The organism is Streptomyces sp. NBC_01723, assembly GCF_036246005.1.
In the GTDB taxonomy this organism is placed as follows: Bacteria; Actinomycetota; Actinomycetes; order Streptomycetales; family Streptomycetaceae; genus Streptomyces.
In genome coordinates, this window is sequence record NZ_CP109171.1 from 6,090,549 (window position 1) to 6,116,666 (window position 26,118).

General features: G+C 70.6%; 29 protein-coding genes and 1 pseudogene. 24 read left to right on the top strand and 6 right to left on the bottom strand.

Annotated features, from left to right (window positions below):
- Positions 1 to 52: 52 nt before the first annotated feature.
- From OIE75_RS28230 to OIE75_RS28255, 6 genes are all read right to left on the bottom strand, one after another.
- Positions 53 to 1,525 carry an SCO6880 family protein gene (locus OIE75_RS28230; protein WP_329472493.1) on the bottom strand — a complete coding sequence of 491 codons (1,473 nt, stop codon included), beginning with the start codon at positions 1,523 to 1,525 and terminating at the stop codon, positions 53 to 55.
- Between the two features lie 81 nt (positions 1,526 to 1,606).
- Entirely contained in the window at positions 1,607 to 2,992 is a 1,386-nt protein-coding gene (locus tag OIE75_RS28235) for an SCO6881 family protein (RefSeq protein ID WP_329472494.1), read from the bottom strand.
- A gap of 36 nt (positions 2,993 to 3,028) precedes the next feature.
- On the bottom strand, positions 3,029 to 3,721 hold the full coding sequence (locus OIE75_RS28240) for a hypothetical protein (RefSeq protein ID WP_329472495.1): 693 nt from the start codon (positions 3,719 to 3,721) through the stop codon (positions 3,029 to 3,031).
- Entirely contained in the window at positions 3,721 to 4,035 is a 315-nt protein-coding gene (locus OIE75_RS28245) for a DUF6112 family protein (protein ID WP_052836973.1), read from the bottom strand. The genes OIE75_RS28240 and OIE75_RS28245 overlap by 1 nt, the downstream gene beginning before the upstream one ends.
- Before the next feature lie 212 nt (positions 4,036 to 4,247).
- A complete protein-coding gene (locus tag OIE75_RS28250) occupies positions 4,248 to 4,613 on the bottom strand; it encodes a hypothetical protein (protein ID WP_329472496.1) in 366 nt (121 codons plus the stop codon).
- Positions 4,614 to 4,788: 175 nt separating this feature from the next.
- Entirely contained in the window at positions 4,789 to 5,919 is a 1,131-nt protein-coding gene (locus tag OIE75_RS28255) for a C40 family peptidase (RefSeq protein ID WP_329472497.1), read from the bottom strand.
- Positions 5,920 to 6,435: 516 nt separating this feature from the next.
- On the opposite strand from OIE75_RS28255, the gene OIE75_RS28260 reads away from it, so the two are divergent.
- The 24 genes and pseudogenes from OIE75_RS28260 (at position 6,436) to OIE75_RS28375 (ending at position 26,103) form a co-directional block, all read left to right on the top strand.
- Entirely contained in the window at positions 6,436 to 7,191 is a 756-nt protein-coding gene (locus OIE75_RS28260) for a DNA-methyltransferase (protein WP_212729607.1), read from the top strand.
- Between the two features lie 250 nt (positions 7,192 to 7,441).
- Entirely contained in the window at positions 7,442 to 7,993 is a 552-nt protein-coding gene (locus tag OIE75_RS28265) for a DUF4913 domain-containing protein (RefSeq protein ID WP_052836977.1), read from the top strand.
- Positions 7,990 to 8,475, top strand: a complete 486-nt coding sequence (locus tag OIE75_RS28270; protein WP_052836978.1) for a hypothetical protein — start codon at positions 7,990 to 7,992, stop codon at positions 8,473 to 8,475. The genes OIE75_RS28265 and OIE75_RS28270 overlap by 4 nt, the downstream gene beginning before the upstream one ends.
- Positions 8,476 to 8,493: 18 nt before the next feature.
- On the top strand, positions 8,494 to 9,192 hold the full coding sequence (locus OIE75_RS28275) for a hypothetical protein (RefSeq protein ID WP_329472498.1): 699 nt from the start codon (positions 8,494 to 8,496) through the stop codon (positions 9,190 to 9,192).
- A 25-nt stretch (positions 9,193 to 9,217) separates the two neighbouring features.
- Positions 9,218 to 9,958 carry a hypothetical protein gene (locus OIE75_RS28280; RefSeq protein WP_329472499.1) on the top strand — a complete coding sequence of 247 codons (741 nt, stop codon included), beginning with the start codon at positions 9,218 to 9,220 and terminating at the stop codon, positions 9,956 to 9,958.
- 147 nt (positions 9,959 to 10,105) lie between these two features.
- Positions 10,106 to 10,459, top strand: a complete 354-nt coding sequence (locus tag OIE75_RS28285; protein WP_249338471.1) for an SH3 domain-containing protein — start codon at positions 10,106 to 10,108, stop codon at positions 10,457 to 10,459.
- 100 nt (positions 10,460 to 10,559) lie between these two features.
- Positions 10,560 to 11,042 carry a hypothetical protein gene (locus OIE75_RS28290; protein ID WP_329472500.1) on the top strand — a complete coding sequence of 161 codons (483 nt, stop codon included), beginning with the start codon at positions 10,560 to 10,562 and terminating at the stop codon, positions 11,040 to 11,042.
- Complete coding sequence (locus OIE75_RS28295) at positions 11,039 to 11,482, top strand: hypothetical protein (protein ID WP_329472501.1); 444 nt, start codon at positions 11,039 to 11,041, stop codon at positions 11,480 to 11,482. The genes OIE75_RS28290 and OIE75_RS28295 overlap by 4 nt, the downstream gene beginning before the upstream one ends.
- Positions 11,483 to 11,492: 10 nt before the next feature.
- Complete coding sequence (locus OIE75_RS28300) at positions 11,493 to 11,906, top strand: hypothetical protein (RefSeq protein WP_212729601.1); 414 nt, start codon at positions 11,493 to 11,495, stop codon at positions 11,904 to 11,906.
- Positions 11,907 to 11,948: 42 nt separating this feature from the next.
- Positions 11,949 to 12,791, top strand: a complete 843-nt coding sequence (locus OIE75_RS28305; protein WP_212729600.1) for a winged helix-turn-helix transcriptional regulator — start codon at positions 11,949 to 11,951, stop codon at positions 12,789 to 12,791.
- A complete protein-coding gene (locus OIE75_RS28310) occupies positions 12,788 to 13,303 on the top strand; it encodes a regulator (protein ID WP_329472502.1) in 516 nt (171 codons plus the stop codon). The genes OIE75_RS28305 and OIE75_RS28310 overlap by 4 nt, the downstream gene beginning before the upstream one ends.
- Before the next feature lie 44 nt (positions 13,304 to 13,347).
- Positions 13,348 to 14,535, top strand: a complete 1,188-nt coding sequence (locus OIE75_RS28315; RefSeq protein WP_443078396.1) for an MFS transporter — start codon at positions 13,348 to 13,350, stop codon at positions 14,533 to 14,535.
- 31 nt (positions 14,536 to 14,566) lie between these two features.
- The gene (locus OIE75_RS28320; RefSeq protein WP_329472504.1) at positions 14,567 to 14,869 is read left to right on the top strand and encodes a hypothetical protein; all 303 of its coding nucleotides are present in this window, start codon (positions 14,567 to 14,569) and stop codon (positions 14,867 to 14,869) included.
- A gap of 49 nt (positions 14,870 to 14,918) precedes the next feature.
- Entirely contained in the window at positions 14,919 to 16,163 is a 1,245-nt protein-coding gene (locus tag OIE75_RS28325) for an ATP-grasp domain-containing protein (RefSeq protein ID WP_329472505.1), read from the top strand.
- The gene (locus OIE75_RS28330) at positions 16,160 to 17,311 is read left to right on the top strand and encodes an MFS transporter (protein WP_329472506.1); all 1,152 of its coding nucleotides are present in this window, start codon (positions 16,160 to 16,162) and stop codon (positions 17,309 to 17,311) included. Before OIE75_RS28325 ends, OIE75_RS28330 begins: the two co-directional genes overlap by 4 nt.
- On the top strand, positions 17,308 to 17,934 hold the full coding sequence (locus OIE75_RS28335) for an HAD family hydrolase (RefSeq protein WP_329472507.1): 627 nt from the start codon (positions 17,308 to 17,310) through the stop codon (positions 17,932 to 17,934). Before OIE75_RS28330 ends, OIE75_RS28335 begins: the two co-directional genes overlap by 4 nt.
- A gap of 27 nt (positions 17,935 to 17,961) precedes the next feature.
- Positions 17,962 to 18,827, top strand: a pseudogene (locus OIE75_RS28340) (DUF317 domain-containing protein).
- Between the two features lie 28 nt (positions 18,828 to 18,855).
- Positions 18,856 to 19,344: a hypothetical protein gene (locus OIE75_RS28345; RefSeq protein WP_052836991.1), complete on the top strand. Its 489-nt coding sequence runs from the start codon at positions 18,856 to 18,858 to the stop codon at positions 19,342 to 19,344.
- Positions 19,345 to 19,391: 47 nt separating this feature from the next.
- Positions 19,392 to 20,192: a DUF317 domain-containing protein gene (locus OIE75_RS28350; RefSeq protein ID WP_329472508.1), complete on the top strand. Its 801-nt coding sequence runs from the start codon at positions 19,392 to 19,394 to the stop codon at positions 20,190 to 20,192.
- A 29-nt stretch (positions 20,193 to 20,221) separates the two neighbouring features.
- A complete protein-coding gene (locus OIE75_RS28355; protein ID WP_329472509.1) occupies positions 20,222 to 21,232 on the top strand; it encodes a SpaA isopeptide-forming pilin-related protein in 1,011 nt (336 codons plus the stop codon).
- A 202-nt stretch (positions 21,233 to 21,434) separates the two neighbouring features.
- Positions 21,435 to 21,779 carry a DUF6233 domain-containing protein gene (locus OIE75_RS28360; protein ID WP_052836994.1) on the top strand — a complete coding sequence of 115 codons (345 nt, stop codon included), beginning with the start codon at positions 21,435 to 21,437 and terminating at the stop codon, positions 21,777 to 21,779.
- Between the two features lie 209 nt (positions 21,780 to 21,988).
- Positions 21,989 to 22,429: an ATP-dependent DNA ligase gene (locus OIE75_RS28365; RefSeq protein WP_329472510.1), complete on the top strand. Its 441-nt coding sequence runs from the start codon at positions 21,989 to 21,991 to the stop codon at positions 22,427 to 22,429.
- Between the two features lie 106 nt (positions 22,430 to 22,535).
- Entirely contained in the window at positions 22,536 to 23,672 is a 1,137-nt protein-coding gene (locus OIE75_RS28370) for a tyrosine-type recombinase/integrase (protein ID WP_329472511.1), read from the top strand.
- Positions 23,673 to 23,676: 4 nt separating this feature from the next.
- Positions 23,677 to 26,103: a site-specific integrase gene (locus tag OIE75_RS28375; RefSeq protein WP_329472512.1), complete on the top strand. Its 2,427-nt coding sequence runs from the start codon at positions 23,677 to 23,679 to the stop codon at positions 26,101 to 26,103.
- Positions 26,104 to 26,118: the final 15 nt, after the last annotated feature.

Below are 26,118 nucleotides of genomic sequence, written 5' to 3' on the forward strand. Positions count from 1 at the left end.
TCGCGGGTGATCCGGAGTGCAGTGGGTCAGGGCGCGCACGGGAGCTGCTGGTTCACAGGGCGGTGCGGGCGAGCGGGAGCGCGGAGAGGGCGAAGGCGTCCGGCTGCTGGTAGTTGAGCCTGCGGAGATCGACGCCGGAGGTGACGGCGTGGGTCTCGATCTGTGCGCAGGCGGCGTCCAGGAGGGCGTCGGTCTCGGCGGTGACGGTGACCAGGCCGGTCAGGGCCACGTCCGCGTGCCCGGCGATGAGCTGGCGTTCGCGGGTCTTGACGTCGGCGTACTCGACGGAATCCTCTTCGGAGTCGACCTGCCCGCGGCGGGCGCGCTCGTTGGCGTCGGCGATGATCGCGGCCTTCTTGCGCTGGACGTCCCGCAGTGCGGACTCGAGCCCCTGCGGCACGTAGATGAGGGAGAGGCTGCGGCGCACGCCGGCCGTGAACATGATCCCGTGCAGGAACCCGGCCCCCATCTCGGTGCGCGGCCAGTTCTCCACCCAGTACGTCGCGTGCCGGGCACTGTCGGTGGCGAGGCGGTCGTACTCCTCGAACTGCACGACGGGACCGGCGGCTGCGGGGTCGGCCTCGGCACGGCCGGTCTCGGACCACTGCTGGAGCGCGGCGAGAGCCTTCGGGTCGTAGGCGGTGCGGATGACGGCGGCGATCTCGCGCGCGCTCAGCCATCCGGTGACCATCAGGCCGGCGTTGCGGGCGGCCTGGGCGATGGAGGCCGTGGTCTGCTCCATGACGGTGAACGCGCCCGGCAGCCCACCGCCGGCCTGCGAGATCAGGCGTCGGGCGGCCTTGAGGTCGAGGGAGATGGAGAGGTACGTCTCGTGCGGCGCGGCGGCCGGGCCGGCCGAGGCGACCAGCTCGGAGTAGATCTGTCCGGCGACGGGGGCCTGGGGCTGCCCGTTCTGGCTCCAGTGACGGGTGAGCGTGTCACCGCTGTCGGGCACGGTGCGCTCCAGTACCTGGACGGTGGCTACATGCCCGGTGCGGGCGATGCCGGCGAGGGCGCGTCCCCAGCTGGCGACGTTGTGGTTCTGGGTGGCCGGGTCGAGGAGGGCGAAGGCGCGGCTGGTGACGCGGGCGATGGCGGTCAGGGTCTGCTGGTGCGGGTCATGGACGGCCGCAGCCTGGTTGGCGGAGTCGCCGGGGGTGACGACCTTGAGGGAGGCGGCGGTGCCGGGCAGGTGGAGGACGCCGTCCTGCCGGGGCCGGGTGACGGGCCGGGCGAGCCAGAGGGTCTGGCCGGTGCGGCGGCGGTGCGCGTACCGGGTGACGACCGGTGCCCAGTCGATGAGGGAGCGGCCGTGGCGGCGGATCGCGACCAGTGCACCGGACGTGGCCCACAGCGGTGCCAGGGCGATGGCGCCAAGCAGTCCGGTGGAGATCACCGTCATCAGCAGCAGGGCCAGCGTGCAGGAGACGAGGACGAGCTGGGGCAGGGAGAGGCCGAGGAGGATGCCGCGGCGGCTGCGGTGCGGGAACTTCACCGTGACCGGAGCGACAGAAAGATCAGTCATGGGGGCGGGTCCTGGAGGCGCGGGTGGAGCCCGGGGGCGGGAGGTGGTGCGCACGTCCCGCCCCCGGGAGTCGGACAGGGATCAGAGGCCGGTCGGAGGCGGCGGCGGAGCCGACCCGCTCGACGCGGCATCCTGCGAGCCGGAGGACGGGGGTGCGCCCTGCGGAGGCGGTGTCGTCGTCGGCGGAGTGGCCTGCCACCCGCCGCCCTGGCCCGACGCGGCATTCGCGCCGGATCCGCCAGAACCTGGGGCGCCTCCCACCTGGCCGCTGGTGTCGTCGGACACGCTGGTCGGCGCGGGCTGGACGGCCTTCTCCAGGCCGGACCTGACGGCATCGCCGCCGGGCGAGCCTCCCGTACCACCGCCCTGCGAACCGTCCTTGCCTTCGCCGCCGCCAGTCGGGTTGGTGGCGACGTCGCCGGGGAATCCGCCGCCGTCGGGGCCTTGCGGTGCGGCACTCCCCATGGCGGCAGCGCCACCTGCTCCGGCTGCGGCGCCTCCGGTTCCGGCGGTGGCCGCGGCTGCGGCAGCCTTGCGGGCGGCCTTTTCTGCGTGGGCCTTGGCGATCTGGGCCCCGGCGCCACCGGCACGGTGGATGGACTCGCCGTCGGTGCCGTCGGCTGCCCAGTGCACGAATTTGAAGACGGCGTACGGGCACAGCAGCACCAGGACCATGATCACGATGCCGGACATGACGTCGGCGAGCGCGGCGATGCCGTCCTTGGCTTCGGTCTTGCCCATGGCGGCGATACCGAGGACGAAGATGACGGTCATCAGGAGCTTGGAGACGACGAGGGTGGCGGTGGCTTCGATCCAGCCCTTGCGCCAACGTCGGGCGACTTCCCAGCCTCCGCCGGCGGAGGCGAAGACGGCCAACGTGACCATGACGAGGATGCCGACCTTGCGGACCATCATTACGCACCAGTACAGGACGGCGCCGATGGCGGCACCCAGACCGGCGACGACCGCCACGAGCCAGCCGAGGCCGGCCAGACCGGGGATCTGGTTGACCTTCACGATGCGCCGTACGGCGGAGGCGATATCCAGCTTCGCGGCGCGGAACAGTCCGTCGGAGAGCGCATCGACCACTTCGATGGCGACTGTGGTCAGGGCGATGGCGCAGAAAGCGAACAGGACACCGCTCATGGTGCCGGTGAATGCTTGGGTGAGGGCTTGTCCGTCGCGTCGGATGGCGGCCCGGACGAGTTGCGCGCAGAAAGTGGCGACCAGCAGAACCAGGCCCAGTGGCAGCAACATCTCGTAGTTGTCGCGGAACCATCCGGCGTTGAGGTCCACCCTCGTGGTGGTGTTGACCGCCTCGGCGGCCAGATCGGCTGAAGCGGCTGCCAGTTCACCGGCAGACTTCGCCATCCAGTCACCGATGGCCTTGCCGGGGTCCGAGGCGAAATCGACGGCGTCGCCGACGGCGCACAGCTTGCCGGCCAGGGGGATGTCACAGAAACCCACGGGGAGTTACGCCTCCTTTCCTGTCTCAGGTGCGGGTCACTGCGTGACGCTGGGGGCGATGGCGGCCAGGGTGCAGTCGTGGTTGGGGCGGCACTGGACGGCGAGGGTCACGGCTCGTTCCTCGGCTCCGCCACCGCCCTTCTTCCAGCTGAGGGTCTGCTTGCCGTTGACGGTGACGACGTAGACGTACGCCTCGGTGATCGCGGAAGGGTCCTCGGCCAGCGCCTGTTTGAACGCGCCGGGGTAGTGGCCCTCGCTGATGTGGGCGGTGGCGTGCTGGTCCTGGTCGGCCATCCGTGACCACAGCACCGGGTCGGGGACCTGGCCGGCGACCGAGGCCCAGTCGGCGTACTTGGTCTCGGTGGTCATCCAGGCACGCATGCCGGCGAGCTGCTCGTCGCGGCTGGTGTCGCGGGTGTCGTAGGACCACAGCATCTGGGCCGCCGCCTTGGCGTAGGCGACCGGTTCGGCGATCTGCGGAGGCTTGGGCACCGATCCGGATCCGGCGGAAGGCTTCGGGGCGGCCTCGGAGGAGGACGGGCTGCCGGTCGGGGCGGGCGCGGCACTGTCCGGCGCATGGTGGCCGTTGCCGCCGCCGGTCATCAGGGCGACGATCACGGCGAGGGCGAGCAGGCCGGCGACGGCAACAGCGACGATCGCGATGCGACGGGTGGCAGACCATCCCGCGCCGTATGAGGACAGCGAAAGGGAAGGGAAGCGGTTTCGCATCAGTGGACCTGCGACCCCAGGCCGGAGAAGAAGGCCACGATGCCGTTGGCGGCACCCAGACCGAGGGCGGCGCCCGCGGCGACGACGGCGCCCTTCTTTCCGTTGGCCTCGGCCTGGTGGCCGCCGGTGTGGTGGCCCCAGGCCCATACGCCGAGCGAGACGGCGAGGGCGCCGACGACGGCGATGATCCCGAACATGTTGATGCTGTTGACCACGTTCTTCAGCACGGCGAGGCCAGGCAACCCGCCGCCCTTGGGTGAGATGCCTGGGTCGTAGGCGAGCTGTATGACGCGGTCTGCGAGAGGGACGGACATAGGTGTGGCGGGCTCCTTGCATACGCGGGCCAGGTGAGGGCCGGCGGGAAAAGCGAAGCGGAGGGGGACGTGCGCTCGGGGCGCGACAGTGGCCGCGGCGGCGGCTTGCCCGGACCTGGGGCGGGCAGAGGCGGGGGGCCACTCCTCGGGTCCGGGGTGCGGCTTCGAAGCCGCCCTTGCTGCCCGGGGCCAGGGAGGGATGCCGGGGCGTGCTACTTCGGAATCGGCGGCTTCGGTGCCGGGTTCGACGCGTACGGGTTGGCGCAGTCGTAGATCATGAATCCGCGGATCCTCTTGCCGTCGGACTTCCGAGTCACGGTGCCGCGGGTGTACCAGGTCTTCTCTGCGCGCTTGTACGCGAACTGGTTATAGGCGACCTTGTCGTGCCGGTAGGCGATGCCCACGACGGCGGACTTCTTCGACGGATCCTTGTGGACCTTGACCGCCTTGCACGAGATCGTCGTGTGGCCGGTGTCGTACGCCTGGGCTGTGGAGGCGCTGGCCAGGCCGCCGGCGGCAACTACGAGGCCGATCGAGCTGGCCGCGAGGGCGCGCCGGACGCGGGAGGGGATGGTCACGTGGATGCTCCGGGAGGTGGGGAGATAGGGAGTGGGCCGTTCGACTCGTCCTGCTGGGCGGTTCGTCGGGCGAGACGGCGGGCGCGGAGGGGGTTGGCCTCCGCGCCCGGCTCTCGGGCAGACCACTGGCGAGGTCCTGGCGACGGCGACTCGCGGGCCTGGGGGCTGACCGGGGTCAGAGGACGCGGCGGGCGGCGAGAATGTCCCAGTCCTTGATCGGGGTGATCCGGACCGGTTTGGTGGTGCGCGGAGCCTCGATGACGAGGCCCTCGCCCATGTACATGCCGACGTGTTCGGGCCGTGCGGCGGTGCCGCGGCTGAAGATCAGGTCGCCGGGCTTGAGGTGAGCGGGGGAGACCGCCTTGCCTTCGCCCACCTGCGTGTACGTGGTGCGGGTGAGCGTGATGCCGGCATGGGCGTACGCCTGCTGCATCAGGCTGGAGCAGTCGCAGCGGCCCATGGGGTCGGGGCCGTGCGCGTTCGTGCAGGATCCGCCCCACTGGTAGAGCGTGCCGAGTTGGCGCATCGCCCACTCGATGGCCTTTCGGGCCTTCGGGTCGGCGTCCTTGGGGATCGCATAGCCCTTGGGGACGCTCCCCTCGGGGATGCGGCCAAAGCCCGACCCGTCCTGGCCCGGCGCGCAGCCGGTCGTGCTGGTCGACGGCTTCTCGCCCTGGTTCGTGTCCTTGCCGTCCGCGTCGCCGGCGCCGGGGAAGGTCTTGGCGATGGCGCTCTGCAGCGCGGTGGCCAGGTTCTCCCACTGCGCGTACGCGTCCGGAAGACCAGACTTCTGCACGGCTTGCGCGGCCTGGGTGACGGTCATCTGCTGCCAGCCGTCCACCTTGAGCAAGTGCTTGTAGAACTGCTCGGAGGCGTAGACCGGATCGTGGATCTGCTGGGCGCTGCCCCAGCCCTGGGAGGGTCGCTGCTGGAACAGGCCGAGGGAGTCACGGTCGCCGTAGCCCAGGTTGCGCAGCCGGCTCTCCTGCATCGCCGTGGCGAGCGCGATGATCTGTCCCTTCTTGGGGACGTTGAGGGAGATGCCGGTGGCCACGATCGTCTGGGCGTTGGGGACCTGCTCGGCGGGCAGGTCCAGGCCCTCGACGTGCACGTCCTTGCCGGAAGCGCCGTCGAGGATCTTGGTGACCTGTTCGGCGATCTTGTCGCTGTCGATGCCGGTCAGGCAGCCGCTGAAGGAGCCGCTGCTTTGCACGGCGTCGGCGGAGGAGGCCAGCATCATGCCGGTGCCGGCGATCAGGATCGGGGAGAGGAAGACGACGCCGATGCCGGCGGCGAGCGCCTTCAACCTGAGCGGACCGCTCGCCGGTCAGCGGTGTCGGGCATGGGTGGGTAGCGAGACGTCATGAACGGCTCCTTGAGGGGTGCGGTGTCCGGCGTGCCGCGGTCGTGAGGTGTGGTGGAAGGGCGCGGCGGCCGGGGTGGGCGATCGGAGGCGGGCCGGTGTGGGCGAGTTGCCGCTCGCGCCGTGTGTGGCCGTGCCGTGAGCTAGGCATGCCGGGGCAGGGGGGTACCTCCGTGAGGTGTGGCAGGGGAGTAGCCAGCGGCGGTGTGCGCCGGGCGGTTCAAAAACAGTAGGCCCGGATCGGCGGTTGACCAAAAAGTCGTCGTGAGGTGCCGGAAACCGATACCCCGGCCGGGCGCTTCTTGGTCGTCGGCGCTTTCGCCTCTACAGTTTTTGGACTCCCCTCGCCTTCCTCGGTTTGCGGCCCTGGGCTTCTGCATGCCCATTTCCGGCCCGTGAGGACTTCTGCGCGAGGCGGAGTTTCCCTCCGTGTTTTCGCACCCGAATAGGGGTTCCTCTTTGCCTTTTTCCCTGCACCAGGGCGACGCTCTGGCCGTTCTCTCCGGTCTCCCGGACGGCTGCGTCGACTCCGTCATCACCGACCCGCCGTACAACTCCGGCGGCCGGACCGCGAAGGAGCGCACCACCCGCTCCGCGAAGCAGAAGTACACCTCCGCAGACGCCAAGAACGATCTCGCCGACTTCACCGGCGAGAACATGGACCAGCGATCCTACGGCTTCTGGCTCACCCAGATCATGACCGAAGCGCACCGGCTGACGAAGACCGGCGGGACCGCGCTGCTGTTCACCGACTGGCGCCAGCTCCCGACCACCACGGACGCGATCCAGGCGGCCGGGTGGCTGTGGCGGGGTGTGCTGGCCTGGCACAAGCCGCAGGCCAGGCCCCAGAAGGGCCGGTTCACCCAGAACTGCGAATTCATCGTCTGGGCGTCCAAGGGGCCGATCGACGGCTCCCGGAACCCGGTCTACCTGCCGGGTATGTACTCGGCTTCGCAGCCCTCGGGGTCCAAGCGCCAGCACATCACGCAGAAGCCGGTCGAGGTGATGCGCACCTTGGTCAAGATCAGCCCCGAAGGCGGCACGGTCCTCGACTTCTGCGCCGGCTCCGGCTCCACGGGCGTCGCCGCCCTGCTGGAAGGCCGGGACTTCATCGGCGTGGAGAAGACCGAGCACTACGCGTCGATCGCGGCCGACCGGCTCACCGAGACGATCCGCGCAACCCTCACCAAGGACGACGTGGTTCTCACCGTCTGATCCGGGTCCTCTCCTGCCGCCAACGCAACCGGCTCCCTGCTGAGCCTCCGGCGGAGCGCCGCCGCAGCGGACGCGCGATTCGCTGTCCGGTCCGTTCAAGGACGCTTTCGCCCATCTCTTATCCCGTGTCTCGTAGGAGGCCGAACTTTCAATGTCCGAATCCGCAATGCCCTCTGACGATCGGAAGCTGGAGCCGGTTCGTATTCCGGATCCGCAGCTGGAGGGAATCGAGGCGAGCGTGCGGCGGCTCATGGAGCAGTCGGCGCAACAGGCTCAGCAACTCGACCACCTCGCATCCGCACCGGCGCCGAGCGGGTCACCGTTCGCCGCGTTCGGCATGCCGGGACTCGGCGGGCCTCCGGCCGCCGCTCCGCCGGAGCCCCGCCCGATCCTGGAACTCGACGGGGAGGAACGGGAAGACGAACTCGACGCCCTCTCGGACTGGGTCGACGACTTCTTCCTCCCGGTCTACGGGGCGGAGGTCACCACCGCGGCACCCTGGTGCCTGCAGTGGCAGGAACACGACGACGTCGTGGCCTGGCTCCACGCCCTGTGGCTCGCCTACCAGCAGCACAAGGACCCCGAAGCCGGGCTCTCCGGGCTGTTCGTGTGGCACCGGGACTTCCTCACCCACGCCGTCGCCGCGATCCGCGCGCCGGGCGGACCGCTGTCGGCCTGCATGACCTCCCCCGACCGGCCCGCGCACCGTCTCCTGCCCGGCCCGCCGCCGTCCGTACGCACCGAGACGGCGGCCACGGCGGATGGCGCCGGCACTGCCGAGCCGGGCGAGCCGACGCCATGAGCGCGGGAGCGGGACAGCCCGCCTTCGCCCTGAGCTTCGACCCTCGCGCGCTGACCGATCTCCTCCAGGCCCCCAGCGATATCCGCGACCTCACCCTCGCCCACCTGCAGGAAGTCGTGAACGCACAGCGCTTCGGACAGCGCCTCGACGGCGACCTGGAGGGATTCCGGAAGCTGTTCGTGGACCGCCGCAAGGACTGGCGCGTCGTCTACGGCGTCCGTCCGGCGCCCGCGGAATCCGCCCACCCCAAGGAGATCCACGTCGTCGCGATCCGGCCGCGTGCGGGCAACGACGTCTACGACGAGGTCGGCCGCCGCCTGGGGATGACCCGCCGGCCGCTCAGCGCGCGGACGCACGCGGCCCGCTCACGTTCCCCGCAGCTGACCACCCGTCCTCCCGTGCCCCGGCCCGGTCCGCCGCCTACCGGACTGCCGGGTCTGCCCCGTCCCGCACTCAACCCCGCGCACCATCCCACCCGCTGAACGCACGGAGCGTCGCCCATGCCCCCTCAACCCGCGCCGACACCCGCCCGGCGTGCGGTCACGCAGCTCGACCACCGCCTCGAAGCGGTCACCGGCCACGACATCGACACCCTGTGGGCCTACCGCGACCGCGGCGTCCTCGACGACCCGCACGCCCAGCTGGTCGACCGGCACCGCACCCTGGCCAACGCCCAGATCGGCGTCACCTTCTACCTCAAGCTCCTCAACCGCCTCACGAGCGGTGAGTTCCCTGTCGACGGCGCCCTCTTCCTACGTATCGACCGCACCGTGGACCAGCTGGAGGAAGCCGCCAACGCGCGCGACGCCGCAGCCCAAAAGGTGCTCGCCGCCCTGGAGCCCATCGAGGCCGCCGCCGCAGCCTCGACGCCCGACGGAGGACGGCTCTCGACCGACGACCGGGCGGCACTGCTCGCCATCGCCGGCGGTGCCAAGCTCCACGAACACCTGCTGACAGGCCGACTGTCCGTGACCGCCTCCTCCGGCACCCGCATCCCCTACCCCCAGATGCAGCAGCTGGAACGCGCTGGCCTCACCGTCCGGGACACCAGCCACCCTGTGCACGCCGGCCAGCCCGTCTCCCTCACCGACGCCGGACGAGCCGCACTGCTCGATGCCCGCCGGACTCCCACGACGCATGCGCCGAAGAGCCCAGCTCCCCCCGGCGTCTCGCCGTCCACTCCCGCGAAGCGGCGCTGAACTGCACCGATCCACCGAAAGGCTCTTGTTGTCCCCCACCGAACCGGCGCCGGTCCGGAAGTCAATCCCCCACGTCGACTTCGCATTGGACGACCTCGACTCCGACGAGGAGAGGTACTTCGACTTCTACCGCAAGGTCGCTGTCCACGAGGACATGCTCGTCCCCCTCGCCGAACACCACGACGGCCCGAACAGTTACTACGTGCTGTTCGACCGCGCCGCCACTTGGGGCCCCGGCATGCCCCAGGTCTTGGCCGTTCACCTGCAACGAGACCAGGAGAAGCAGACGTTCAGCTTCGAGCAGGCTCCACTGCCGCTGCCCGCGATGGCACAGTCCTGGCTCATCCACCGCGGCTGCCCACCCGACGCCATCAGTCTCGACCCCGAACTGGGCCCGCCACCAGCAGACGAGGCCACGCGAGCACTGGAGCGTCGCCTCGTCCGTGACGGGGACCGCTACGCCATGAACTACTCCTACACCAGCGACGACCCCGACGACAGGGTCATCGTCGTGGTTCTGCAGACCCGGGACGAGCACACCCCCAGCCCGTTCCGCGTGGTGGTCGAGGAGGTCGATACCGAGACGTGGACGCACACCCTCCGGGAGGGCGGCTTCGACACGGCAGACGAGGCCCTGCAGTGGTGCGACGATCGCCTCACCGGCGAGGCCGGCCTTCTACCGCCAGTGCGTCCGGCAGCCACCGCCAGCCGCTCGGCTGGTGTCGCCAAGGCCGCTGCCCCGCGCCCGCCCGGCCGTTCTCGCTGAACGCTATTCCAGTCGCGGGCGGCGCAACATAGCCGACGATCGCCGGTTAGCCAAACCGGCGATTCTCCGGACTCTTATACAGCCGCCGGGACAACTCCCGCGGCCCCTTCCCCGCATTTCCTGTGCCTTCACGGAGGTTTCATCCGCATGCGCTCCACCCGAATCGCCATATCCGCGGCGATGCTCGGCGCGCTCGCGCTGCCGGCGCTGTCCGCCACCCCCGCCAGCGCCGCGACCGTACCCACCGCAGCAACCGCCACCCGTGCCGTGAGCTGCCACAACCTGCCGCCGCTCCCGTACGCGGTGCACACCAAGGCCGTGACCATCCGGTCCAAGGCCAGCTCGAAGTCCACCGCGCTCGGCGTGCTCTACAAGAGCCACAAGTTCAGCGTGGCCAAGAAGAGCGGCAACTGGCTCTACATCACGGACAAGACGACCGGCGTCAAGGGCTGGGTCTCCGGCACGTACGTCTACCGCGACGTCCGCATGTGCCTGGACTGACCGACCGGATCCAACATGTCTCGCCAAGCAGCGCGGGCGCCGAATGCAGCCGCCCCTCACATTTCCCAGGCACCGGCCTTTCCAGAACAGGAGATCTCTTTTGACTGACGGCATATCCGAGGAGTCTGTGGATGTCGTGGGCGTGCTCACCGAACGGATCGAGGCCCGCTTCGACATGGGCATGGACCAGTTGACGGCCGCGGTCGCCGCCGCTCCGACCGCGAACCCCGACGCCACCGACGTCGTCAAGTGGCACGGCCTTTTCGTCGAGGCCCAGTCCGTGCTGGAGCGCGCGGAGGACGATCTCCTCGCGGCCCTGGAGACCCAGCCCAGCGAGGTCGACGACCCGACGATGGGCCTGGCCCACCGGGTGAACGCCGCCGTCACCGCCCGCGACGGCCGGGCCATGGTCGTGCGGTGGCTCCTCGACCCGGACGCCCCGGGGAAGAAGGACCTCGCCGCAGAGCGCCTGGCCCGCCTCCGGCCCCGAAGCGGCCCGGCGGTGCAGACCAGCGCCCCCAACCGGCCGGCAGGGACACCCGCGCCGGCGTCGGCGTGGCGACCGGCACGGTCCGCCCGATGAGCCGGAACAAGGCCAGCACCATGGACACCGACCTGCAGAAGGTCTTCGGGAACCCGGTACCCGAGCTGTACGAGGCGGCGTCCGGCCACGATGCTCCACCCGCGCTCGCGCGCGCTCTGGAGCTGCGCTCGTTCCTGGCGCTCACCGAGGAGCAGGTCGCCCGCGTCCGCGACCGCGTCCACGCCGACATGGATCCCGCCCGCGACATGGGCGAACTGTCGGCGGACACGCTCCGCTTCGACGCGCAGTGGCTGGAAGCGGCACTGGAGGCCCGCGACGGCTACCGCGCCGCACTCGGCGAGGTGCTGCGCACCGTGCGCCCGCCTGCTCAGCAGGCCCGGCCTGTCCGTACGGCACAGCTAAGGGCCACCGCCACCCTGCACCCGCCTGCCGCCCCGGCACCTCAGCGTGCCGGGGCGGCCCGGGCCCGCCGACCGTGAAAGCCCCCGATTGCCCCACCTCACGTCCACCGACATAGCCGGACAGATCGAGGACCTGTACGGCGCACCGCTCGCCGACCTCGAAGCCCACGCACAGGACCAGCCCCCCGGCATGCTCTCCGCCCTGCTCGGCATGCACGACACCCTCGCCCTGGCCGAGCGCAGCATCGACTTCCACCGCGACCACCTCGCCCGCCTCATCCACCCCGAGCGGCAGATCGGCCCGCACGAGGTCTCCCACCTCCTCGACGGCACCCGCCGGCTCACCGAAGCCGTCGCCATCCGCGAGACCCAGGCCAAGTCGGCCGCCGCCGTCCTGCAGAGCCTGGCCCGCGTGCCGGCCCCGACCTCTGCCTCCCCGGCTCCCACGCTGCCTGCCCCGGCCGCGCCCCTTGCGGCGCAGAGCGCGGCACACAGCCGCTGACCCCCAGGCACCCCCCCTTCCTTTCACCCAGGAGTTCCTCCCTTGGCCATCACTGCTCTGCCCCCGGACACCGAGGCCGACATCGCCCGGGTCACCGAGGCCCTCGCCATGATCACCCCGCGCTGGAACGTGAGGATCCTGCTGGCCCTCTCCGGACCGCCGCTGCGCTACAGCGAGCTGGCGGCCAAGGTGTCCTGGCTGCAGAACGGCCAGCTCCACCCCAAGCTCAAGTCGCTGTGCGACGCCGGCCTCGTCGAGCGCACCGAACACACCGCACGGCACGTCACCTACGGCCACACCGAGCGGGCCACTGCCCTGCTGCCGATCCTGCCGATGATCGTCACCTGGGCCGAAGAGCACTTGGAGAAGGCGGAACGCCCGCTGGCCGCGATCGAGCAGATCGAGGACAGCCTCACCCTGCTCACCCGGCGCCACGCCGCCGCCATCCTGTGGGTGCTCAAGTCGCGCGAGGAGGTCAGCGGCCGGGTTCTGGCCCGGATCGTGATGCCCAGCAGTGACTGGACCAACATCTACCCGCCGTTGCGCCAGCTCGTTGCCGACGGCTTGGCCGACACCGAGGGGAACGGCCGGCCCTACCGGCTGTCCGCCGCCGGCGACGCCCTGGGCCCCGTCCTCGGCACGCTCTCCGCATGGTCCGCCGGACAACCCCTCGACCAGGCGGCCCACCACCCCGTCTGGGGCCAGCCGCAGGCCAAGAGCAAGCCGAGGCCGTGGGTCAGCAGCCCGTCACGGCCGGCGCCTGCGGCGCTGCCACCCGCTCGGGCGGTTGGGTCGTCCCCGGCGTGGCACCACCGCGACCTCTTCTCGCATGCCGCCGCCGGCCGCCCGACGGCAGCCATCCCGGCGGGAGGCCCGCGCCGATGAGCAGCTTCTTCGCCTCTGCCGCAGCGCGCCACGCTGTCGACGTGCTCGCCTCGCGCTCCTTGATCCGTCTGGTCACCGAGATCGACGACAACGGCGCCATACCGCCGCGACGGCTCGCCGGGACTCTGTCCGACCTCTCCCCGCACCAGCTGCGAAGCGCCTCCGACACGGCCCGCACCTACGGTCTCGTCCGGGTCGCGCCCGGCGCCGGCCTGGAACTGACCGAATCCGGGCGGGAACTGGCTGACCTGTACGACGCGCTAGCCCGGTGGGCGCGGCGTCACTCGGTCCCCGCCGCCGTCTGCGAGTTCAGCAGCCGTGTCCGGCATGTCCTCGGTCTGCTGGCACCATCGCTCACTCCTGGGAATGCCGACCGCCCCGGCCCTCTGGCCGATGTGCGCCCCATCAGTGTGGAGGCTGAGGCGGAGCTGGCCTGTGCCCGCACGTCTCTGATCCAGTGGCTGGTTGGCAACCCCCAGGTGGCCAGGGCCGAGCCCGAGCGGGCCGCGTGAGGGCAGCGGTCGCACCCCGGCACGCACGCCACACGGCCGGGCTGATGAGCAGCATCTACCTGCCGCGCACGGCGGACGCGTTGGCGTTCGCGATGTCCACCTACGGCATCCCGTTGCTCGTCTTGGCCACTACTGGCTCCGCCGTGCTGACGGGTGCCGCCTTCGCCCTGGAGTGGATCCCGCGCTTGGCTGCCTTCGGGTGGGCCGGATCGATCGTCGACCGGCGTGGCGCCTCGGTGGTCTTCCACCTGGCCTCCCTGGGGCGGGCGTTGGTTCTCGCCGCCGGCGCGGTGCTGCTGTACCTCTACCCCTCCGGCACCGTGGCGAGCGCGACAGCGATGGTGCTCGCGGCGGCGACCGGCGTGCTCACCGAGTTCAGCTACATCGCGACCGAGACCGCCGGAGCCGCCGCCGGCCGACGAGCCGGACCTCGGGCCCACCGTGTCCAGGCCGTCCTGCTCGGCATCGACCAGACCGCGACCTTGGCCGGACCGGCGCTCGCCGGCGTGCTGCTGCTCGCCGGGCCGCCCTCGATGCTCGCAGTGGTCACGGTGTTCTCGCTGCTCGCCGCGCTGCTCGCCCTGCGCACCCCGCCCTCGCCCGTTGCCCCGGCCCGCGCGCCGAAGGGGCGGCCTGGCGCCGGGCTCGTCACGGGGTGGCGCACCATCCGCGCGCTTCCGGCGCTCGGCTGGTTGGTGGCCGGGCTGACCCTGTCCAACCTGTCTGTCGGCCTTCTCCAAGCAGCTGGTCCGGTGATCGTCGTCCAGCACTTCGGGCAGTCCACTACGGCTGTCGGCCTGGTGTGGTCCGCCGCAGCGGCGGCCACCCTGGTGGCCGTCACCGTCTGTCGGTTCGTGTTGGACCGCCTGGGCCTGTGGCCGGTGGGAGCAGCCTGCTCCGTCATCGCTTCGCTCGCCTGTCTCGCTGCCGCCCTGGCCCCCGACTACCTGTCCTACCTGGTCATGGTCGCGGTCTTGATGGCAGCCGATGGTGGCCTGGCGGTCGTCCTGCGCACCCTGCGCTCCCGCCTGATCCCTCCAGAGGCGTTCGGCAGCACCCTGTCGGCCACCATCCTCATCCTCCTGCTGCCCTTCCCCGTCGCCGGCGTGCTCACCGCGCTCACCCCGCCCGACGCGCTGGGCCGCGTCATCACCGCCTGCGCCGTTTTGCAAACACTCGGTCTGTTCTGTGCCTTCGCCCGCCTGCGCAACGACCCCGCCCTGCGCACCTGACCCTGCTGTCCCCAGCCTGTGGAGAACCCTCATGGCCATCGCCGCCCTCGGGTCGCACCGAGCGACCGGCCGCACCATCACCGAGCAGTTCCACGCCTTCGATGCCCGCAACCCGCACGTATACCGCGCTATGGAGCGCATGGCCGCACGCCGCCTGGCCGCCGGTGCCACCCGGATCAGCCTCAAGGACCTCTTCGAAGACCTTCGCCGCCAACTCCCGTACGCCATCGCCGGACTGAACAACAACTTCACCGCTCTCTACGCCCGTCGCCTCATCGACGACCACCCCCACTGGGCCCACGCGTTCGAGCTGCGGCGGCGCCGCGCCGCCTGAGACACCCCCTTTCCCTGCCCTGCCGTCCCTCGATACGGAGAATTCCCTCTTGTCCGCTCGCCCTGTTGTACTTGTCGTTGCTCCCGGAGATGAGAACTACCGCGGCTACTGCCTTGAGCAGGTCGCCGACGCCTACGATGTCGTGCTGCTCACCGGCACCGAACCCGCCTGGGAGAAGCCGCACATCACAGATCACGCCGTCGTGGACCCAAGCGATCCTGCCGCGCTGCTGGCGGGGGGCCGGGCCCTGGCCGCACGCCACGACCTCGCCGGTGTCATGACCTGGGACGAGTGGAGCGTGGTCCCGACCGCCCGCCTCGCCCGCCAGCTCGGCTTGCCCACCACCGCGCCCGAAGTGATGCAGGGGTGCCGCAACAAGGCCACCGCTCGGTCGCTGTTCGCCCGCCACGGCGTGCCCTCGGCCGCTTCGGTGAGCGTACGTACCCGGCAGGAGGCCGAAGCCGCCGCCGAACGGATCGGCTACCCCGTGGTGCTGAAGCCCGCCTCACACGCGGGTGCCATCGGCGTGCGCCGCGTCGATGACCGCGACCAGCTCACGGCCGCCTACCGGGCAGCCGAACGGACGGCCGGTCAGGGCACCGAGAGCACCAGCGTCCTCGTCGAAGAGTTCCTCGACGGGCCGGAGATCTCCGTGGAGTGCGTCACCTACCGCGGCGCCACCACGGTGGTCGCGGTCAACCGCAAGACCATTAGCCCTCCGCCGCACTTCGAGCAGCTGGCCCACAGCGTGGACGCCGACGACCCGCTCCGGGAGGCCGTCGCGCCGGCCGCCCGGGCGGCGATCAGTGCCCTCGGCATCACCGACGGCGTCAGTCACATAGAGATGCGCCTCGTCGAGGGCAGGCCCCGCCTCATCGAGGTCAACGCCCGCCTGGCCGGAGACATGATCGGCCACCTCGTGCGTCTCGCCACCGGCATCGACCTGGTCCGTGCCGCCGCCGACATCGCCTGCGACCGCACCCCCGACCTCACGCCCACTAGGTCCTCGGCCGCCGCCATCCGGCTCCTCTACCCGGACACCTCCGGCACCCTCACCCGCCTCACCTACGACGGGCCCCGCCCGCATTGGCTGGACCGGGTGCACTTCCAGTGCCGCCCCGGCGACCAGCTCCTCCTCCCCGCTGACGGAGGAAACCTGTACACCGGCCGGATCGGCTACCTCATCACCACCGCCACCACCGGCCAGCAGGCGCGTGCACGCGCTGACCGGGCCGCTCGTGCCGTCACCGCGGGCCTCGACCGGACATCCGGCACCCGCAGCACTGCGGCGTGAGCACGGTGTCTGCGGCTGACCGGCATAGCCGGGCGTTGCTGACCGGCTACTTCCTCGGCCTCGGGGCCATCATGGCGGTGTGGGGCGCCCGGATGCCCGCCGTGCAGCAGACTGCCCACCTCGGCACCGCAGGGCTGGCCCTGGTCCTGCTGGCCGCCGCCGTCGGCATGGTCGCCGGACTGCAGCTCGGAGGCCGCTACGCCCGCCCGGCGCGGCTACCGGCCCTGCTCACCACTGGGTCCCTTGCCCTGGCTGGATGCCTCGTTCTCGTGGGCCACAGCGAGAGCCTGTCTGAGTTGCTGGCGGCGGCTCTCGCGTTCGGCCTCGCCCACGGCGTCCTTGATGTAGCCGCTAACTCAGCGGCCGTCCGCTGCCAGAACGCCTTCGGCCGCCCCATTATGTCTGGTCTTCACGCCGCCTACTCCCTCGGCGCCCTGGCCGGCGCCGCCCTGGCGGCTCTCACCGCCCAGGCCCCGCATATCACTCTCTTCACCGCAACAGGCGCCCTCCTGGCCGGCGTCGCGGTCGCTGCGGTGCCGGTCACCCGAAGCCTGAGCGGCGCAGACCGCCCGACTGCACGCGTCGGCGCCGGGCAGCTGCCTCTGCTTCCGTCGCCGGGAAAGCTCTGGCTTCTGGCTGCGCTGGCCGCTGCGAGCCTGCTGGGGGAGGGAGCCGCCGCCGACTGGGCCGCCGTGCACCTGCACACCCTGGGCGCCCCGACGGCCGCGAGCGCCACCGCGTTCGCGCTGTACAGCGCGGCCATGGCCGCGGGACGGCTGACCGGAGACCGGCTCACCGCCGCCTTCGGCGCCCCGACGGTCGTACGGGCCGGAGCCGTTCTCGCCACGGCCGGACTGACCATCGGCGTCATCGGGAGCAGTACCCCTCTGGCGCTGGCCGGGTGGGCGGTCTTCGGACTCGGCCTGTCCACCACCGTCCCCTCGCTCATCACCGCGGCCGGAGCCGGAGGCGCCAAGGCCGTGGCCACGGTCACCGCCACCGGCTACCTCGGCCTCCTCGCCGGACCGGCCCTCATCGGTGCCCTGGCCAGCGCCACCACCCTGTCCACGGCCCTGCTGCTGCCCGCCCTCCTCGCAGCCGCCGTCGCCGCCCTCGCCCACCGCGCCCTGGAGAACACCACCCCTTGACACCCACCACTGCCCACGCGGGCCAGGACGCCGCCATCCTCGACTACAACGGCGTCATCGGCCTGCAACCCACCCCCGACCAGTGGCTCCGCCTGGCCCACACCGCCCTGTGGCCCGACGACCTCCCCGCCTTCCAGAACGCCTTCTGGACCGCCCGCCCCGCATACGACGCAGGCCAGCTCAGCGACCTCGCGTACTGGGCCACGGTCCTCGGCCACCACCCCGGCGCCCGCCGGCTGCGTGAACTCCGCGATGCCGATACCGACATGTGGACGTCCATCGACGATCACGTCATCGATGTTCTCCACCAGGCCCACGAGTCCGGTCTGCCGCTGGTCTTGCTGTCGAACGCACCCCGCCACCTCAGCGATGTCCTCGACCGCCGCCCGTGGCGCCGCCTGATGACCCACGCCTTCTACTCGGCCCGGCTCCAGGTCTGCAAACCCGACCCGGCCGCCTACCAGCACGCGATGAACGCCACCGGTGCCGCAGACCCCGACCGCGTCCTCTTCGTGGACGACCGGGCCGACAACTGCCATGCAGCCCGCCACCTGGGCCTGCGCACCCTGCACTACACCGGCCGCCCCACCGACCTCGCAGCCGCCCTGCAGCCCCCGAACTGACCCGCTTCCTCCTCCCCCCAGGATTCAGTGCCTCACGACGACCACGACACCATCGACGGCGACGTCTACGTCTCCCCACGCCACCTGGCCCGCTCCACCGCGGTCAGCGACCCCGGCCTCGACCCGCTACGCGACCTCGGCTGGGACCTGCACCACGACCACCTCGGCAACGCCTACCTCACGGCCCCCGACGGCAAGGTCCGCCTCGGCTACCTCCCCGAAGGCGACGACGACGGACTGTGGCGCATCAACGCCTACAAGGACGCCTTCGGCCCACCGGCCTGGGGCGTCTGCTTCAACGACGCCGCACCCACCGAATTCGTCACCGCCTTCACCACCGCACTTGCCGAGGCGTACCAGCAGGGCCCGGACCATACCTCGCCCGCCCGCTCGCCGGAAGCGCCGACCGCGACCCGTTCCAAGCCGTCGACCCGCTCATCAACCGAGGCTGGCAGCTCAACCGCCCGCACCGGAGCACCTTCGCCATCACCGCACCCGACGGGCTCGCCACGCTGGAATACACCACTGGCGACCTCGACCCAGCCATCGAACTGGACACTCGCGACGCGCGCTGGCACCTGTGGGCCGGCACCTCCTCAGCCCGGCCCTTCTGGTACGCCACGGCCAGCACCGACACCCCCGCTGCCCTCCTGCGGGCCGTGACCGAAGCCGTGGCCGACCCCGCACCCCTGCCTCGATGGCGGGACGACACTTCCAGCTACGTCAAGGACCACGCCCGGCTCTCCCCGGTCCTCCCGCCGAGTTCGCCGTCGCCCACCCCGCTCGACGTCCGGCGGGCCGCCGCGTCCCGCCGCCCGGCCGCGCTACCGGCGGCCAGCGTCCCGCGCTGGAGCACCACCAGTCGGCCCGCCCTGTCCGGCTCACGCCGCTGACCGCAGCCCAACCCGACCGGAGACTCTCGTGTCCCTGCAGGCCCCCGAGTTCTTCACCGAGCTGTGCCTTCCTTTCCACGACCACGCCGTCGTGGGCAACACCTACTACGCCGCTCCCGTGCCGGGCGCGCCGCTGCGTTTGCGGATTGACTTCACCCGCACCATCCACGCGGACACCTACGGCGGGCTGCGTGTCGCAGTCGTCCACCCGGAACGCGGGGAGATCGACGCGGTGGCGCTCAGCTTCGTGGACCACGGAACCTTCCACCGCCGCGACGAAGCCACCAACACCCGTCCGAACACCAAGCATTACGGCACCTTCGGCACCTACCACCGCCCCGGTCGCCCGCCGTGGGAAGGGGCCGTCACCACCGGGCTGCGCGATGCCATCGAGCAGTACACGGCCGTCTGGTTCCCCGGCGCCTGGGCCGCCTCCGCGCCCAAGCGTGCGGCCGGCCCCACGCCGCGCAGCACTCCAGCTCCGCCGACCGTCCCCGCCGGGGCCCGCACCCGCTGAGCCTCGTCCCGATCCCCGCGCCACCTACTCAGCAGGAGCATCTCCTCGTGTTGCCCGACCCGCCACGCGACCCCTTCAACAATCTCGACCCTGCCCAGACCGCGAGAGTTCTCCCGCGTCACCTCGCCGGTCCCGGCCAGGCAGACCTGGAGACGATCTGGACCTTCCCCTTCGACGACGGATGGCACCTTCACCAGGGACTCGAAGGGATGGTGTTCGCCATCAGCCCCTGCGCCCGGCTGTGGACCCGCTTCGCTCCCAAGCCCGAGGAGCGAGGCGCAGACACGTGGACCATCGGCATGGACCGTGCCCCCTTCGGCCCGCGGGCCTGGGAGATCACCTTCGACGCCACCACCCCCGCCGAACTCCTGCGCGACGTCCACACCGAACTGCTCGACCTGTATCTCGAAGACCGCCACAGCGACAAGAACCACCTGGTCGAGGATCCGACGGCCCCGCACGAGGTGTACACGCCGCTCCTCACCCGCGGCTGGAGCCACAGCGTCAAAACGGACGGCACACAGACCTTCCTCCCACCGGACGGCCTCGGCGGCGTGCGCCACCAGTACGCCACCACCGGTTCCGACGGCCCGATCTGGCACGCCTGGGGCGGATACCCGAGCGAACCGCACTGGCAGGCCCGGTTCTCCGCCGCCGCGCCCACCACCCTCGCCGCGGCCTTCACCGCCTCGCTGATCTCCACCGAACCGCTGCACCGGGCCGTGAAACAGATCCCGTTCCACACCCGTCGGCACCTCTACGTCGCACCCGCTGGGGCCCCGCAGCCACTCAACCGTCCGACCCCTGCGATGCCGCCCACCGGCCATACGACTGGCCGCACCCGCTGACCCCGACCGATCAAGGAGTCTTCTTCCTCGTGCACGCACGTCTCGTCCGATCCGCCGCCGCCCTCGCCGTCGCCGCGGCTGGCACCCTCACCTGGGCGCCGGCCGCGAGCGCCGAGCCCTCCGAACCGACCCCCTCGGCCTCCGCCGAGACTCCGGCCCCAGACGCGGGCAGCGTCGAGATCACCACCAAGGACACGGCCGGAGACGCCCTGCCCGGCGCCGTGTTCCTGCTGCTCGACGCGTCCGGCCAGGAGGCCGGACGCGGGGAGACCGACGCACAGGGGAAACTGGCCTTCTCCGACCTCGCGCCCGGCGTCTACCGGCTCAAGGAGACGGCCTCCGGCAGCCCGCTCCACGAGGTCGTCGCCGACCAGGACGTCATCGTCACCCCGGGCGCGACCACCCGGCTGACGATCACCGACCCCTTCAAGGCCGCCAAGGTCCTCCTGCAGGCCAAGGACGACAAGACCGGCAAGCTCCTGCCCGGCGCGACCGTGAACATCGGCACCGGCACCTCGACGCTGCTCACCCTGACCACGGGAGCCAAGGGCACGGCCTCCGGAGAGCTGCCCATGTCGAGCCGCGAGGCCCAGTTCTGGGTCAAGGAGACCAAAGCCCCTGCCGGCTACGACCGGTACAAGGCGACCAAGACGTTCACCGCGGCTCCCGGCGACCCGGTGACCGTGACCGTCACCAACGCCAAGACCACCACCCCGAAGCCCGTACCCTCGGGCAAACCCACGCACACGCCCACCGACACCCCCACCACCCCAGGCAAACCGAACAGCGGTACGGGAAGGGCCACGCCGTCCGCCGCGGACAGCGACACACCGGAACCCGACTCCTCCACCATTGCTGCCACCCCGGCCGGCGACTCCACACCGAAGACGCCGACGGGCTCCCTCGCCCACACCGGCGCTGATGCCACACCGTGGCTGATCGGCGGAGCGGCCGTCCTCATCGCGGCCGGTGGAGGCGCCCTCGCCGTGACACGCCGCAGTCGCACCAACAGCCACACAGAAGACTCCACCGGGAGCTGACTGCACCCACCCTTCTTCACTGCACGGGCCCCCGCAGCCCAGATGGACACCCTGTTGGCGACCGCCAACAGCGTCCTCCCGGGTGCGGGGGCCTCCGTGCGTGCTTAGGCCGCGGTGCTGGCGATCAGCTCGTGGACTTCGGCCGGGCGTGGAGGAGCCGCTAGACGGCCCCGGCTGAAAATCGCCCTTTACAATCGAACTTGTGAGCGATAACCCGTCCCGTCTGGAACTGCTGCAGTTCACGCGCCGTGTGGTCGAGCAACAGGCGCGGGCGAGCCTTCGGCAGCTTGACCGGTGGATCGCAGACGAGGAGCGTCGGCAGGCCGAGCACCGGCGGGCCGAGGAGCGGCGGCCACCGCCCCCGGAGTGGCTGATAGAGCGGGGCCTGGACCGGACCAGCCTGGTGGCGGTGCACACAGGGGACTGCTGGGACCCGGGTAAGCACCTGATGCCAGCGACGCGGGAGCAGGCACGCGACGCGATACGTCAGCAGGTTCCGGCGTGCTCGAAGTGTCGGCCGGACACGCGGCTGGGCCTGCTGGAGTAGTCCGGCGCGCGGGCGGCCCGGGCGGCGTTCGAGGGTGGCGGGGTGGAGTTCCCTGTCGACGTCGCCCTGGCCGAGCTGGTGCCGCAACTGCCGACCGGGCCGCGCTGGTGGTATGAAGTGAAGCTCGACGGTCACCGGGCAGTTTTGTGGCGGCTGGCTGAGACAGTTCGACTTCAAGCGCGGTCGGGTCGGACGTGACGACGCCCTGGATGGATCTTGCCGTGGCGGGGATGGCCCTGCCGCCTGGTGTCGTCTTGGACGGCGAGGCCGTCGTCGTGGTTGACGGGCGGGTGTCGTTCGAGGCCGCTCAGGCTCGGGCGGCTTCCTCGCCTGCCCGGTCGCGGGAGCTGGCGGCGCGGCACCCTGCGCTGCTCATCGTGTGGGACGTCTTGTCGTTACCCACCGGGGACGTGAGGGGGCGTCCGTATGAGGAGCGGCGCGCCTTGATGCTGGACATGGTGGCCGGGCTGCCGGAGGGGTCGCCAATTCAGGCAGTGTCGGCGACGGAAGACGTGGAGGTCGCCCGGGTCTGGTACGAGACGCTGACCGGCTCCGGTGTGGAGGGGGTGGTGGCGAAATCGGGGCGGTCGCCGTACCGGGCGGGTCGGTCGTCGTCGTGGTGTGTTGACTGCACCATCTCAGCGAAGTGAGAGTGCAGCCTTCGAGCCCGACGACGGCAAGGGGCGGTACTGGTCCATGGATCTACGAGAACTTTTGACGACGGGGCAAGCGCGCCCAATGCAGGTGGGTGGGGTCGTGAGGACCGGCCGCGAGGACATTCCGTTCCTCGTGGTGGATGCCCAAGGCAACGCCCTTCCCGAGGTGGAGGTTTGGGTACGCGACCTGATGCGAGGGGACGCCCGCCCGAAGACCTGTCGTTCTTACTGCTATGCCCTGCTGACTTGGTACCGGGTGTTGTGGACGCTGGGGCGTCCTTGGGATCGGGCCACTGAGAATGACACGGCTGTGATGGTCGGTTGGCTTCGTGTTGCGCGCAACCCGCAGCGGCGTCGATGTCGGGTGGGTGCGGCTCCGGCGGGGTCGGTGAATGTACGGACGGGGAAGCGTGCTCTGCCCGAGGGATACAGCGCTTCGACGATCAACCTGACGCTGGCGGCGATGCGGGGCTTCTACGAGTTCCACGCCCATTTCGGGGAGGGGCCTGCGGTCAACCCTGTGCCGGAGTCGCACCGTCAGCGTTTGCTCAACCGTCATCACGCGCCGGATGCCCCCTGGCAGGTGAGCCGTCGTAGTCGGCTGCGGCAGAAGACGGTGGAGCAGTCTCCTCGGTCCATCCCGGACATGCAGTGGGACGAGATGTTCGCCAGCCTGCGGTGCGACCGGGATCGTGCTCTGCTGGCCTGCTACGTCAGTTCGGGAGCGCGTGCCACAGAGTTGCTGAGAGTGCTCGGTGCGGATGTCGACTGGGCTGGGCAGCGCCTGTGGGTGATCTCCAAGGGGAGCACCGCTCGGCGGGCGGTGCCCATCTCGCCTGAGGCCGTGCGATGGCTGGCCCGGTACATCGCGGCCCGCGGGCCGCTCGATCTGCAGGAGGTGGTGTGGCGGACCCGGCGCGGTGAGTCACGGCCGCTGTCCTACTCGGCTATGCGGCGGGTGGTGCAGCGGGCGAACGAGGTGCTGAGCACGAACTGGACGCTGCACGACATGCGGCACACCGCGGCGATCCGGATGGCCAATGACCAGGCCCTCAGTCTGACCGACGTGCAGACGATCCTCGGTCACCGCGATATCCGGACCACCACCCGCTACACCGTGCCTCGGGTAGAGGAGATGTTCGACCGCCTGCAGACGTTCTATACCCGGCCGAGGAACGAGCCGAGGCTGCCAGCCGGATACGACCCGCAGGACATGGAGGTCGTCTTCGGTGGCTAGGGCATTGTCGGAGACCACCAGCCGCACCCGCCGCCGGGCACTGCCTGCGCCGGATGTGCTGAACACCCGGTTCGTGGAGGGGGCCGGTGTGGTGCAGCCGGAGCCGGCCCCGCCGAACCCTCCGCAGCCGTTCGGGGACCTTGCGGCGGCTTCAGTGGAGGAGCTGTTCGAGGCGGCGGACATGGTCGGGGACGGTGACGCGTCGTCGGTCCGGTCCAAGCGGCGGCAGTCGGTCAGCGCGATCACGCAGTATCTGTCGGCGTTCCCTGGCGGAACCTGGCAGGAGCGGTGGACCGCGTCGGAGCTGGACGACGCTGAGGATCCAATCCCATTCAGCCAGGTGCGCCGGCGCTGGGTGGAGACCGGGTCGATCGTGCAGGGCGTGACCTTGATGACGACGTTCCGCGCCATCCATCCGTCGCTGAGGGCCCTGCGCGCGAACATGCTGCCGAACTTCGCCGAAGTCTTCCTGACCGGGCAGGGCACCGCAGACATCGACGCGGCCCTCAGGGCCATCGAGTCATCTCCCTATTCAGGGCTGTCCCGACGACGCGCCCGCCACGACCTGGCTGCGGCGTTGGTTACCCAGAAGATCGCGATGAGCGACCTGACGCCATCGGCGCTGCTGCACTACGCCTGGGAATGGCGGCGTATCTGCACCACCATCGGCAACGGCGAAGTCTCCTTCGGAGCCCGGGTGCTGTGGGAGATTCTGTGCGAGACCGGCCACTTCCCGCCGACCACGCCCAACACCCTGCGCCGGGCCCTGAACGGAAATCCGCACGATCTGGCCGCACTGATCAGCAGATACGAGCTGCGGAACAAGGCTGTTGAGCGACTGCTGGTGGACTACATGCGCATCCGGGTCGCCGATGGTCTGGACTTCTCCAGTGCTTCGGCCCTCGCTCGCACGCTGGCGCGCAACTTCTGGCAGACGATCGAGTCTGTCAACCCGGACCAAAATGATCTTCGGCTCTCCCCAGAGACCTACAGAGCCTGGCTGGAGCGCATTTCGGTCAAGGCCGACGGACAGCCGCGGATCGACACCGACAACATCCAACTCGCCGTGCGGGCCTTCTACCTGGACTTGTCTGCCTGGGCCACGGCCGAACCGGAACGGTGGGGCATGTGGGCCGCACCGAACCCCATTCCGCCCAGCGCCACCCGCGGCTACGCCGTCCGGCAGCGCCGCCGGCAGGAAGGTATCGCCGACCGCATCCGCGTCCTGCAGCCGCTGTTGCCCCGTCTGGTGCAGCACATCGACGATGAACTGGCTGCCGCCCGTCGGCTACTGGCCGCCACTCAGAAGGCACAGCCCGGCGAGCTCTTCACCTGCGAGAAAATCGCCTACCGCAGGATGTGGACCAAGTACGACAGCGACCGGGCCCGCTGGGACGGCACCGCACCGGTGCGCGCACAGCGCCTGTCCGACGCGACGGTCACCAACGCCGAACTCACCGAGGACACCGCATTCTGGACCTGGGCCGTCATCCATACCCTGCGGCTGACCGGCGTCCGCATCGAGGAGCTACTGGAACTGAGCCATCTGAGCATCCGGCAGTACCAGCGCCCCAACGGCGAGGTCATCGGACTGCTGGTGATCGCCCCGTCCAAGACCGATCGCGAGCGGGTCATCCCCATGTCCGCCGAACTGTTCCACGTGATCGCCGAGATCATCCGTCGGCTCACCCGCACCGGCAGGCCGATCCGGCTCGTACGGCGGTGGGACCAGGCGGAGAAGCAGCTGAGTGAACCGCTGCCGTTCCTGTTCCAGCGCCACAGCAACACCGCCAGCGGCTGCATCTCCGAGAACGTGGTCACACGCATGCTCCGCGGCGCCTGCCAGTCCCTCGCCCCTGCCGACCATCGCTTCAGCACCGCGAAATTCACCGCACACGACTTCCGACGCCTCTTTGCGACCGACCTCGTCAACAACGGTGTCCCCATCCACATCGGCGCCGCCCTCCTGGGCCACCTGAGCCTGCAGACCACCCGCGGTTACGTCGCCGTCTTCGACGAAGACGTAACCCGCCACTACCAGCAGTTCCTCGACAACCGCCGACACTTGCGGCCCCAGGCCGAGTACCGGCCCGCCACGACCGACGAGTGGTCCGCATTCGAGGACCACTTCGACACCCGCAAGGTCGAACTCGGAACCTGCGGTCGCCCCTACGGAAGCCCCTGCCAGCACGAGCACGCCTGCATCCGCTGTCCCGTCCTGCGGATCAACCCTGACATGATCCCCAGGCTGAAAGTGATCGAGCAGGACCTGGTTGACCGCCGGGCCCGTGCCGAACACGAAGGCTGGAAAGGCGAAATCGAAGGCATCGACCTGACTCTCTCCCTCCTGCGGCAAAAACATGCCGAGGCCCTGCGGCTGTCCGGTCACCCGCGCACTGTCCACCTGGGGATGCCCTCCGCCGCTCCCTGACAGCCACTGCGCGCA

Coding starts and splice junctions, on each gene's coding strand:
- OIE75_RS28230 (WP_329472493.1), bottom strand. CDS start 1,525: ATGACTGATCTTTCTGTCGCTCCGGTCACGGTGAAGTTCCCGCACCGC.
- OIE75_RS28240 (WP_329472495.1), bottom strand. CDS start 3,721: ATGCGAAACCGCTTCCCTTCCCTTTCGCTGTCCTCATACGGCGCGGGA.
- OIE75_RS28245 (WP_052836973.1), bottom strand. CDS start 4,035: ATGTCCGTCCCTCTCGCAGACCGCGTCATACAGCTCGCCTACGACCCA.
- OIE75_RS28265 (WP_052836977.1), top strand. CDS start 7,442: ATGGAGCAGTCGGCGCAACAGGCTCAGCAACTCGACCACCTCGCATCC.
- OIE75_RS28270 (WP_052836978.1), top strand. CDS start 7,990: ATGAGCGCGGGAGCGGGACAGCCCGCCTTCGCCCTGAGCTTCGACCCT.
- OIE75_RS28275 (WP_329472498.1), top strand. CDS start 8,494: ATGCCCCCTCAACCCGCGCCGACACCCGCCCGGCGTGCGGTCACGCAG.
- OIE75_RS28285 (WP_249338471.1), top strand. CDS start 10,106: ATGCGCTCCACCCGAATCGCCATATCCGCGGCGATGCTCGGCGCGCTC.
- OIE75_RS28295 (WP_329472501.1), top strand. CDS start 11,039: ATGAGCCGGAACAAGGCCAGCACCATGGACACCGACCTGCAGAAGGTC.
- OIE75_RS28310 (WP_329472502.1), top strand. CDS start 12,788: ATGAGCAGCTTCTTCGCCTCTGCCGCAGCGCGCCACGCTGTCGACGTG.
- OIE75_RS28315 (WP_443078396.1), top strand. CDS start 13,348: ATGAGCAGCATCTACCTGCCGCGCACGGCGGACGCGTTGGCGTTCGCG.
- OIE75_RS28320 (WP_329472504.1), top strand. CDS start 14,567: ATGGCCATCGCCGCCCTCGGGTCGCACCGAGCGACCGGCCGCACCATC.
- OIE75_RS28365 (WP_329472510.1), top strand. CDS start 21,989: ATGGATCTTGCCGTGGCGGGGATGGCCCTGCCGCCTGGTGTCGTCTTG.